General features: G+C 71.0%; 7 protein-coding genes. All 7 read left to right on the top strand.

Features of this window, described 5'->3' with window-relative positions; genetic code table 11:
- The first annotated feature begins 483 nt into the window (after positions 1–483).
- Positions 484–963: a hypothetical protein gene (locus ACIQGV_RS40680; protein WP_402504777.1), complete on the top strand. Its 480-nt coding sequence runs from the start codon at positions 484–486 to the stop codon at positions 961–963.
- A 1,087-nt stretch (positions 964–2,050) separates the two neighbouring features.
- Positions 2,051–2,362 carry a hypothetical protein gene (locus ACIQGV_RS40675; RefSeq protein WP_402504775.1) on the top strand — a complete coding sequence of 104 codons (312 nt, stop codon included), beginning with the start codon at positions 2,051–2,053 and terminating at the stop codon, positions 2,360–2,362.
- A gap of 64 nt (positions 2,363–2,426) precedes the next feature.
- A complete protein-coding gene (locus ACIQGV_RS40670) occupies positions 2,427–2,972 on the top strand; it encodes a hypothetical protein (protein ID WP_402504773.1) in 546 nt (181 codons plus the stop codon).
- A 132-nt stretch (positions 2,973–3,104) separates the two neighbouring features.
- Positions 3,105–4,283, top strand: coding sequence for a DUF932 domain-containing protein (locus ACIQGV_RS40665; RefSeq protein ID WP_402504771.1), 1,179 nt, complete (start codon positions 3,105–3,107; stop codon positions 4,281–4,283).
- 856 nt (positions 4,284–5,139) lie between these two features.
- Positions 5,140–5,319: a hypothetical protein gene (locus tag ACIQGV_RS40660; RefSeq protein ID WP_402504769.1), complete on the top strand. Its 180-nt coding sequence runs from the start codon at positions 5,140–5,142 to the stop codon at positions 5,317–5,319.
- Positions 5,320–6,307: 988 nt separating this feature from the next.
- On the top strand, positions 6,308–6,817 hold the full coding sequence (locus ACIQGV_RS40655) for a hypothetical protein (RefSeq protein ID WP_402504767.1): 510 nt from the start codon (positions 6,308–6,310) through the stop codon (positions 6,815–6,817).
- 59 nt (positions 6,818–6,876) lie between these two features.
- Positions 6,877–9,726 (top strand): tetratricopeptide repeat protein, encoded by a 2,850-nt coding sequence (locus ACIQGV_RS40650; RefSeq protein ID WP_402504765.1) that lies wholly within the window; start codon positions 6,877–6,879, stop codon positions 9,724–9,726.
- Positions 9,727–9,852: the final 126 nt, after the last annotated feature.

The raw sequence follows: 9,852 nt of genomic DNA, 5'->3' as shown, positions 1-9,852 counted from the left end.
GGCGGGTGATCCCGCGCTCCGCGCGGGATGCCGGCGGACTCCGTCCGCCGGACTGCACCACTCCGTGGTGCAGTTGATCCGGCTGACGCCGGATCAGTTCCGTACTGGTCTGCTCCGCAGCCCTGTACGGAACCTGACGCACGCTCCGCGTGCGTCAGGGGCTGGCTGCGAGGGAGGGGTGGGGGGCGGTTTTCGGACCGATTCCGAGTGCGTCATTGTGTTGTGTAGATCGTTCCTGGGCTCTGCATGCCTCCCCCGCCCGACTCGTGTGGCGCAGCGTAGTGAAATACCGCGGAGACCCTACGGGTTGGCACTCTCCGCTCACGTATTTTCAGAAAGTGAATTGGCTAGTTCTGTTGGTGTGAAATCGGAACCCATTTCATAATCGCGCTAAGGGTCCTAGAATAAAGGCAAGTTCGGGCGGAGCGGCAACTCCGATCGAACGGGAAGTATCCCTCGAAAAGAAGTCAGGAAGGAATTTCCATGGCTCAGTTGAAGCCGGTTTCCCTGGACGTTTTAGCGGAGGCTCGCGACGAGGTCGACTTGGTTGTGGCCCGCTTGATGGCGCGGCTGACTCCGGGTGAGCACGTCGTGCGGCTGACGGTCGGTATGGACGACTTCGACGAGGTCCTGTCGGCAGACCTGCCGGTCACGGTGGAGGGTGAGGCCGGGGCGGATGCCCTGGTGAGGGTGGAGCGCAAGGACTTCGACAACTTCGTGTTCCTGCTGACCGTGGGGCTGGCGCAGACGCTGAGCTGGGGCTCGATGTCTCTGCACTCCCCCGCCAACACGATCAAGGCGTGGTGCCTGGAGTACGGCGCGCTGGCCGAGTGCGACGCGGCGTATGCCGAGGTGTTGGTCGGCGACGGTGAACCGGCCTCGTTCGAGGTCGCGTTCAGCGTCCACACCGACGAGGAGGACGACGAGGCGATCTACCCGCCGGTGGCGTACAAGATCCCCTGACAGGCTTACGCGGGCCTGGAGACGGTCCGGGCCCGCGTAAGCCCCCGCAGAGCGGCGCGGAGCGTCGCGAACCCAGGCAGGGCCGCCCGCAGCGCGGGCGGCCCTGCCGTCGTGCATCGCGTAGCGATGCCAGTGCCCGCCCTTCAGGGCGCGTAGCGCCCTCGGGGTCTGTCCGCCGCGTAGCGGCGGCGCGTCGAGTCTGCGGAGCAGACCGCGCGCAAGAAGAAAGAAAGGGATTGGGGGTGGCTTCGCTGCGCTCTGGGGAAGCTGGCGGGGAAACGGCGAATCCGGTGGGTCGGCAAACCCGTGCCGGAGCTTCCCCGCCAGCGTGCCTCCCTCGAAGGTCAGGCGGTCTCATCGTAGGGGCTGGCCGTGGGGCGGCACAGGGCGGGGCGCGGAGGCGGCCGCCGACGCGCAGCAGAGACAGGTGCCGGCCTGGTCCCCCGGTGGCCCGCGCCCGCCCGTTCCGCCCGCCTTCCCGTCCCTTTTTCCTGGTGTGGTGGAGCGCAGGGGTGTGCAGAGGGGGATGTCAGGCCCCGGCCCCGCTCTGGTGGACCTGGTGACCTGCGGCGGTGCCGGACCCGTGTGGAGGTCTGCGCAGGAGATGTTTCAGGAGATGTCGCAGGGGATGGTGCAGGGGATGCTGTCGCCGGGAGGGTTCGCCGGCTGTGGCCCGGCGCGGTGCGCGGAGGCGGTGCCGACGTGCAGCAGAGACAGGTGCCGGCATCGATCCCCCGGTGGCACGCGCCCGCCCGTTCCGTCCGCCCTTTCCCGTCCTTCTTTCTGGCTGTGGTGGAGCGCGGGGGTGTGCAGAGGGGGATGTCAGCAGACCGACCATGCGGGTCGGGGTGGTTGAGCTGGGCGGATCGGGGGGTTGGTCGCGGGGCTGCGCAACCTCTGGCGCAACGTCTAGCGCAACCTGTAGCGCAACATGGTCGGGCCTTCCCTCCTCATTTTACTTCCACTATTATTGAAGGTGTTGGGAGGGGTCCTCCCGACAGCCCCACACGCCGACGAAGGGCAAGACGTGGAGATCCAGATCTCTGACGGAATCGTCCGCCGCGTGCGAGGAGGCAAGGACGCCCCGATGACCGACCCGGCCGTCCGGGCCCGGGCCATCGCGGGCTTCCTGACCCTGCCGGGCTGGCGCGCCCAGGCCGCCATCGTCCACCACCAGGACGCCAACTTCACCGGGATCCGGTTCGCGACGAAGGCCGGATGGGTCGTGCTGGAAATCCCGGCGGGCGATCAGCCTTACCGGCTCGTCCACGAACTCCCCGAACCCGACGCCCACGGGCGCACCGAGGTCGAGATGCAGCGTTTCCCGCAGGTCTACAAGCCGCGCGGAATCGCGCACATCACCATGGAATTCCTGCTGTCGCGGGGATTTTTGGGCTGACCCTTCCGGGCGGCCCCGCCCCGGGGTCGCCCTTCCGATTCAACCGCACGGAAATCAGGGAGGAATGACGGTGGAGAACACGAGAATTCACGCGGACACCGAGGAGACCGGGGAGCGGATTTCGGAGGAGGAGAAGGAACAGGCCGCCTACGCGCTCGGCGAGCTGGTCCGCAGCCCGTCAGCCCCGGACGCTTCGATCATGCCGAGCTGCGATGTGGAGGCGGTCCGGCCGGTGTTCGAACTGGGCTGGGCGATGGGGGTGCGCCACGGGAACACCGGCCCCGCTCTGGCCGGTGTGCCGGTGGACCGGGGCACGGTTGCGCGGGCGTTCGTGCTGCTGCTGTCGGAGCGGCTGGCCGGCTGCCTGGCGCGGGATGTGCACGCCGCCGGGCCGGTGGTGTGGCAGCGGGTGCGCTACCACGGCAGCCTCCTGAGGAGCCGTCACGGCCTGTACTGGATCGGCGCGGTACACGAGTACGCACTGGCCTGCGGTGCGACCGAGCTGCGCTACGACCTGTACGAGATCCGCGCCGAACACCTGGTCACGGTCGTCTCCAGGGTCCGGCGCCAGAGCCTGACGCCGTTACCGGAGTACCGGGCCGGGGTGTGACCGTGCTGGTCGGGGGTGGGTTCACACACCCCTGAAAGAAACTATTATTGATGTTGTTCGGGGGGTGAGGCGCTCAGGCTCCGGGCCCGTCCCCCGAACCGCCCGAGCCGACCCGCGAAGGGGAACACCTCGATGACCCAGCAGTTCGCCGAGCGCGTCACCCACGTGGCCCCCACCGGCACCCGCAACGCCGCTCTCTCCGACCTCGTCGCGATCCTGGAGGACCACAACCGCCGCAAGCTGGACGTGATCGCCCCCGCCACCGCACTCCGGTTCGCCGGAGGGAACCTGCGCGTGCAGGGCGTGGAATCGATGATCAGCGAGGACGGCGTGACCGAGGTCGACGGCATCTACCGGCCCACCGCCGTGGCCGACGAGCACGTCGCCGACAAGCTACGCATCCCCCTCGCCTACCTGCGCCGCATGCGCGCCGACAACGTCCCTCTCCTGGACGAGAACGTCAACGCCTGGCTCCGCAGCGAGCCGGAGCGCCGTTTCATGCTCCGCGCCTTCCGCGGCGGCACCGCGCCGGGCGGCGCGCTGGCGCAGGGCGTGGTACGGGCGCTGCTCTCCGACAGCTACAAGCTCATGGACAACTTCGACATGCTGCTCGCCGCACTCGACGGCGTGAAGCGGTCCGGTCACCCCACCCAGATCACCGGGTGCGATCTCACCGACCGGCGCATGTATGTGCGGGTGGAGTCCGAGGCGGTCGCCGTGCAGGCCCGCGCGCTGCTGCGCGGGTACCGGTCCCCGTTCGACGGACGCAGCGGGGACGAACTGCCGCTGATCTCGGCGGGGTTCGTCATCACCAACAGCGAAGTCGGATCCGGGGCGTACACCATCACGCCGCGCGCCGTGATCCAGGTGTGCCGCAACGACATGACCGTCACCAGGGACGTCATGCGCGCCGTCCACCTCGGCGGCCGCCAGGAGGAGGGAGTCGTCGCCTGGTCGGGCCAGACGCAGCGCCGGACGCTGGAACTGATCACCTCCAAGACCGCCGATGCGGTGCGCACCTTCCTGTCAAGGGACTACGTCGAGGCCACCGTGCGCGGGATGGAGGCCGCCGCAGGGACCGTGCTCGCCGAGCCGGCCAAGACGATCGAGCACGTCACCAAGACCCTCAGCATCGGCGCCGAGGCCAAGGACCAGATCCTCGCCCACTTCGTCCGCGGCGGACAGATGACCGCCGCAGGCGTCATGCAGGCCATCACCTCCACCGCACAGACCCTCCCCGACGCCGACCACGCCGCCGCACTCGAAGCACTCGCCATACCCGCCCTCACCACAGCCGCCGCACACGCCTGACACACAGCCCCCGTGCGGGCCGGGAACCTCCCAACCCCGGCCCGCACGGGACCATCCCCCGAACCCGCCCAGCCCGCCGCGCACCGACACGGCCCGCCGACCCCGCACGGGCCCCCAAGCCGCCCCGTAGCGCGCCGCGACCGCCGCGCCGGCACCAGGGGGCTGCAGCACGCCCACACCCCAGCGGCTTCCCGGGCCACGCACCACGTGCAGCCCTCCCCCGCCCCCGCACAGCGCGCAGCCGGACAGACCGCCCGCCCGGCAGGCAAATGCCCGCCCAAGGGCCCCGCACACGGCCCAGCCCCGACACCACGCCACAGCCGCGCCACCTCGCAGCGGCCACGTCGCAGCGCCCACGCGTCCCGCGCCCCACCGCCCCGCAACCACGGCGGCAGCCCCACCGCCCCCACACCGCCCACCGCCCCTGGAACGAGAAGCACCACCACCCACCCGATACGTGCAAGGGCCCGCCGCCGTCCCGGGACCACCGCAACGGCGGCGAGACGACCGTCAAGGCGACCGCGGCCGACCGAGTCCGCCCCACCCACCGCCCGCGGACCACCACCGGGGACGCCGCAGAGGAAGCCACCGCGCTCCACACCCCCGCGGAGACAACCACACACCGGCCTCCCGCCACCCAGCAGCAGACCCGCGCCCTCCACAGCCCGGCTCCAGCCCGCCCCGCAGAACCCGAACCGACACCCACCGCCCCCACTCACACCAAGGAGCGTGCCCTCCCACGCCCGGGACCTACAGCGAGCAGCCCGAGACCTTCCCCCACAACCCGTACGACATCGCCCGCGCAGCATGCGAGGCGCTCGGTGACCAGTGGCAGGTCCTGCCCGGGCCCTGGGGCGTGACCGGGCACCTGCGCTCCCCCGACCGAATCCTGTTCACCCTCGGCATCCGCGAAGCCGGGAGCCTGTACCTGCGCAACGACACCACCGGGAACAGCGCCCACCTGCCCGCCACCGCCCACACCAGCCCGGCTGTGACCGGGCAGACCGCCGCCGACCTGACCGGCCACGTCCACTGACCACCCACCGCCCCCGTCCCTGCCGGGTGCAGCGCTGCACCCGGCAGCCGGAGAAGGGAACCGTCGTGAGAACCCTGGAGGAGGTCAAGATTGAGGAGACGTTGCCACCCGGCAGGGCCGCGCCGGCGAACGCATCGCAGGGCGCACCGACAGCGGTGGCCACGGCCCGGACCGGCCAGCCGCCCCGCGCCGTCACCGCCAGAGAACGACGACACCGTGCGGGTCCGGGACTTGCATTCAAGCCGTATCGCAGCGCTGCTCTCTCAGCCTCTCGCAGTCCACCCACGCCGTCGCTGCCCACGACAACTGCACCGTCCTGGGCATGGCAGACCGGGTTGTCGTGCCCAAGCGCAACACGCCGCACCGATGTCAGCCTCGGGTGACGGACACACGTACGACAGACCGCCCGGACCGCATCCCGGGACTCGGATTCAGCGCCCGGCGCGGGCCAGACAACCGGCCTGTACCACACTCCCGCCGACCAGCCGACCGTCCACGAGGTCGCCTGGTGAGCGGGCCGGAGGCTGGTGAGTCGGGGGGCGGCATGACCTGGCGTAAGCCGGTGAATACAGGTACTGCCAGGCGCCCTACGCCGTCGAGTTCACCGAGTCGCCGGACGAGCAGCGGACGTCCGCCGAGTGCCTCCGGGCACGGATCCGGTCGTCTCTGTCCGCTGCAAGAACGGTGCGGACGCGACGTAGCACACCCACAGGTCGGCACAGCCGACACCCGAGCCCCAGGAAACCCAGCTCACAGGCCGACGGCACAGCGATGCCGTACAGAGGGGCCCCGCTCTGCCCTGGCCCGGCTCGGCCCGGGGCGGGCAACCGGCCACGCCATTGGCTGGACAGACCCCGCCAGTGCAGAAGAGGCGGAAACCATGCGCGGCTACCGGACGTGCTGGTAGATGTACATCGCGTCATGTGGTTATCGGGTGCGGGGTCCGGGGGATCACCGGGCTTGCGCGGGCGGGAAGCAGGGGTGGGGCATGCTGGCGGAGACTCTGGCGGTGCTGGCGGCGGCGGGCGGCGGTGCGGTGGTCCAGGCCGCGGGCACGGATGCGTGGAACGGGCTGCGGCACCGGGTGGGGGAGATCTTCGGCCGTGCCGGCAGCGCACGCGCGGCGGCCGAGCTCGACCGCCTGGATCACACCGCGCGGGTCCTGGCGCCGGACGCCTCGGCCCACCCGGCCGCACAGCGGCTGCGGCAGGAAGGCGTGTGGGCCGCGCGCTTCGAGGCCCTGCTGGAGGACCTCGACGAGGCCGGGCGGGAGCACGCCGCCGCCGAACTGCGCGCCCTGCTGGCGTTCGTGGACGCGTCGGCGGGTGACACGGCCGTGGCGACAGGCCGGGCGGTGGCCCGTGACGGGGGCAGCGCGACCAGCGGTATCAAGCACACCGGGGGCATCCGCCCGGGACCGACGCGGGCGGCGCACACCGGGGACGCGGAGGCCACCGGGACGGGCTCCAGCGCGATCAGCGGCATCGTCAGCGAATAGACCGGCCCCGCTACCCGCCACCACCAGAAGCCGGTCACAGAAATTCCAGGAGGAACGGCATGGCCCGAAGGCCGCGGCGCAAAAACCGCGCCGACACGAGCACCGCACCGGCGGTGCCGGTCGACGGGGGCGGCGCCCCGCCGCCCGAGCCTCCCGGGGCGGCGGGCACGCGGCAGGAGGTGTTCCACAGCGGGAACGTCACCGTCACCGGCGGGGGGACCGGCGTCTCCGGCATCTACGCCCCCACCGTGAATCTGCCGCCCGAGGCGCTGCGGCCGCCCGCTGAGGTGGACACCCGACCGGGTCTGGACGACCCGCTCCTGCCCCACCAACCGAAGTTGTTCGTCGGACGAGGCCGTGAACTCGACCGCCTGGACGCCGCCCTGGCCGCTCCCGGTGTAGCGCTGGTCCAGGCGGTGCACGGGCTGGGCGGGATCGGCAAGAGCACCCTGGCCGCCCACTGGGCCGCCACCCGCCCCCACGGCCACACACCGATCCGATGGATCACCGCCGACAGCCCCGCGGCCGTCCGGCAGGGCCTGGCCAGCCTCGCCATCGCCCTGCAGCCCGCCCTGGACAAGGCCCTGACGACCGAGGCGCTCACCGAGTGGGGTGCGCAGTGGCTGGCCTCTCACACCGGCTGGCTGATCGTCCTGGACAACGTCAACGACCCCGCCGACATCGCCCCCCTGATCGCCCGCGCCCGGGGCGGCCGGTTCCTGATCACCAGCCGCCACGCCACGGGATGGAACCGCCGAGTGACGCTGATCGGCCTGGACGTCTTGCCGCGCACCGACTCCGTCGCGCTGCTCAACGCCTGGGAGCCCTTCAGCTCCCTGGAGGAGGAGTGGCATGCGCGCCAACTGGCCAAGGAACTAGGCGACTTGCCGCTGGCTCTGGAACAGGCCGCCGCCTACATGGCCCAGACCGTAACCAGCATCCAGTTCTACCGCGACAGCCTCGCCGAGCAGTTGGACGAGGCCGCCCAGGACCACTCCGGCGAGGAACAGACGGTGGCCCGGGTCTGGAAGCTCACCCTCGCCACGCTGGAGGAGACCGATCCGCTAGCCGTCGAGCTGCTCCACGTCATGGCCTGGCTCGACCCCGACAGCTGCCCCCGCTCCCTGCTGGCCCCGCTCGCCCCCGGCAAGCTCCCGGTGGCCAGTGCCCTGGGGCGGCTGAACGCCTTCAGCATGATCACCCTCACCCACGAGACAGTCTCCGTCCACTGCCTGGTGCAGACCGTGGTGCGCGACGGGGCGGTCCGGCGGGCCGGTCGCGAGGCGGACGAGGGCTGCGTCCCTGCACCGCCACGCGGCCGACCCCAGGCCGAGCGCGTCCTGCTCGAAGCCGTGTATCCGGACGGGACCGACGCCGCCCCGGACCAGGCCCGACTCGCGCTGCTCGCACCGCATGTGACCGCCCTCTCCGGCACCGACCCCGGCGCCTACCGCCCGGACCTGGCTGAGCTCTTCGCCCAGACCGCGCTGTACCTGCGCGGCCAGGGTCAGACCGTCCAGGCCCTTCCGGTCCTGCGGGCATACTCGCGGCAAGTCGTGGCGGGTTTCGGCCCCGACCACCGGACCGCCCTGACCGGCTGCAACGCGTTCGCCTCCGCCCTGGCGGCGGCCGGCAAACCCGGCGATGCGGTCGAGATCTTGGAAGAACTCCGCGAGCGGAGCATCCGGGTGCTCGGCCCGGACGCCCTCACCACCCTGAACATCCGGGCCAACCTTGCCTCCGCCTACCACGACAGCGGCCGACTCGATTCCGCCGTCGAGGAGTTCATCGATGCCACCGCCGTCGCCGCCGAGCACCTGGGCCCGGAGCACGCCCGGACCCTGACCCTGCGCAACGGCCTGGCCCGGGCGTACGAGGACATCGGCCGGTACGAGCAGGCGATCGAGATCTACAAGGACCTGCTCAGGCATGAGGAGCGCCTGGCCCGCCAGGAGCACGAGTCGACCCCGCCGACACCGAACGCGGCCCAGGTGCGGAACAACCTCGCCGGGGCGTACGAGAGCGTCGGCCAGTACGAGGAGTCGGTCACGCACTACCGTAAGGCACTTGGCGAGCTGACCCGCCTCCTCGGGCCCGGGCACCCGACCACCGTGGACTGCCTCGGCAACCTGGGCTACGCCCTGGAGTCGGCCGGGGGGATCGACGAGGCGTCCAACATCTACCGGGACGTGCTGAAACGGCGGGTGACGACCCTGGGCGAGGACCACCCCGACACCCTGCTGAGCCAGAGCAACCTTGCCAACCTGCACCTAACGAAGGGTGAGGTCGACACCGGGCTGCGGCTGTGCCGCCGGACGCTGGTCCAACGCGAGCAGACTCTGGGCCCGACCCACGTCGATACCCTGGTCAGCCGGAACATGCTGGCCTCGGCCCTCGAGTCCGCCGGGAAGCTGGATCAGGCGGCCAACCTGTACGAGACCACTCTCGGACAGCGCCGGGAAGTCCTCGGGAGAAGACACCCCGCGACCCTACTCACCCTGGCCAACCTGGCGGTCTGCCGCCTGCGATCGGGGAACGCCGCAGCAGCCGTCCCACTGCTCGAGGAGGCACTGGCAGGCCAGCAACAGCTCTCCGGGCAGGACAGCCCCGACGCCCTGCGCCACCTCCACAACCTCGCCGCCGCCTACAGGGAGACCGGAAACCTCGCCCGCGCCCAGGAGCTGTTCACCATCGCACTGGACCGGCGCACCCAGGTGCTGGGCGCGAAGCACTTCGAGACCCTCACCACGCTCAGCGGCCTGGCCCGGCTGCACCAAACCGAGGGGAACCTGGACCGCGCCATCTCCCTGTACGAGGATGCGATCGCCGGTCTCACCGAGACACTCGGCCCCGACCACCCCACCACCCGGGCCGTCTCCGGCTACCTCGCTGAGGCCCGCACCCCCTGACCGCCTGCCTCGAACAGGGCCAGCTCACCGGCTGAACCGTTCCGGGTTCGGTAGAGATCTCAGATGTTGGTTGTGACCTGGGGTTTCGTGGTTGCGAGGTAGTGGTTGTTCTCGTATTCGATGGGC

The sequence above is a fragment of the Streptomyces sp. NPDC093094 genome, from assembly GCF_044754345.1.
Classification (GTDB): domain Bacteria; phylum Actinomycetota; class Actinomycetes; order Streptomycetales; family Streptomycetaceae; genus Streptomyces.
The sequence above is the reverse complement of the archived record's forward strand: the minus strand, read 5'-3'. Positions and strand labels throughout refer to the sequence as shown.

What these genes read in the sequence shown, in the direction of transcription:
- ACIQGV_RS40680 (WP_402504777.1), top strand. Translation starts at nt 484, where the DNA reads ATGGCTCAGTTGAAGCCGGTTTCCCTGGACGTTTTAGCGGAGGCTCGC.
- ACIQGV_RS40675 (WP_402504775.1), top strand. Translation starts at nt 2,051, where the DNA reads ATGACCGACCCGGCCGTCCGGGCCCGGGCCATCGCGGGCTTCCTGACC.
- ACIQGV_RS40670 (WP_402504773.1), top strand. Translation starts at nt 2,427, where the DNA reads ATGACGGTGGAGAACACGAGAATTCACGCGGACACCGAGGAGACCGGG.
- ACIQGV_RS40665 (WP_402504771.1), top strand. Translation starts at nt 3,105, where the DNA reads ATGACCCAGCAGTTCGCCGAGCGCGTCACCCACGTGGCCCCCACCGGC.
- ACIQGV_RS40655 (WP_402504767.1), top strand. Translation starts at nt 6,308, where the DNA reads ATGCTGGCGGAGACTCTGGCGGTGCTGGCGGCGGCGGGCGGCGGTGCG.
- ACIQGV_RS40650 (WP_402504765.1), top strand. Translation starts at nt 6,877, where the DNA reads ATGGCCCGAAGGCCGCGGCGCAAAAACCGCGCCGACACGAGCACCGCA.